Origin of the sequence: Rugamonas fusca (assembly GCF_014042365.1) — a bacterium.
Taxonomy (GTDB): domain Bacteria; phylum Pseudomonadota; class Gammaproteobacteria; order Burkholderiales; family Burkholderiaceae_D; genus Rugamonas; species Rugamonas fusca.
This window is the reverse complement of record NZ_JACEZS010000065.1, coordinates 1-750: the sequence shown is the minus strand read 5'-3', so window position 1 is coordinate 750 and position 750 is coordinate 1. Positions and strand designations below refer to the sequence as shown.

Here is a 750-nt window from a genome sequence, read left to right as displayed (position 1 = left end):
GCCTGATATTGGCCTGGGCCCTTTGGCTGTTACTGGGAAGCCGCAGGCGCGTGGTTGAGCTGGCCAGGGAAATGACGGCCGACCTGAGGCAGAGCGAAGCGCGGCAGGCACGCCTGAACCGTGCGCTGCGCCTGCTCAGCAGCTGCAACCAGACCATGCTGCAGGCTGTGGAAGAGCATGATTTGCTCGACCAGATTTGCCGCTTATGCGTCGAAACGGGCGGCTACCTGATGTCCTGGGTGGGGCTGGCCGAGCAGGACGGCGACAAGCGAGTCCGGCCTGTCGCCCAATCCGGATTCGAAGATGGTTATTTGGACAGTATCAAAATTTCTTGGGACAACAGTGAATATGGCAGGGGGCCGTCCGGCACGGCCATTCGCACCGGCAAGACTTGCGTGAACCAGGATGTGCAAGTCAATCCGCGCATGCTGGCCTGGCGCGACGCGGCCATCAAGCGTGGCTACCAATCGAGCATCGCGTTGCCCTTGATCGTCAATTCGGCCGTCCTGGGCTGCTTGACGATGTATGCACGTGACGCCAACGCCTTCGATGTGGAGGAAGTGCGGCTGCTGGAGGAGCTGGCCAACGACCTTGCTTACGGCATGCAGATGCTGCGCACACGAGACGCCCATGCGGCGGCGGCCGAGCAGGCCAGCTTCCTGCAGCAATATGACAGCCTGACACATCTGCCGAATCGGCTGTTGCTGCGCGACCGTGTTGAACACGCCCTTGCGTTGGCAAGGAATCAGC

The 750-nt window shown here is 61.5% G+C and carries 1 protein-coding gene; it reads left to right on the top strand.

Features of this window, described 5'->3' with window-relative positions; genetic code table 11:
- Positions 1 to 71 precede the first annotated feature (71 nt).
- Positions 72 to 750, top strand: a 679-nt coding sequence (locus H3H36_RS26320) for a GAF domain-containing protein (protein WP_182220988.1), incomplete at its 3' end; no start/stop codon positions are given.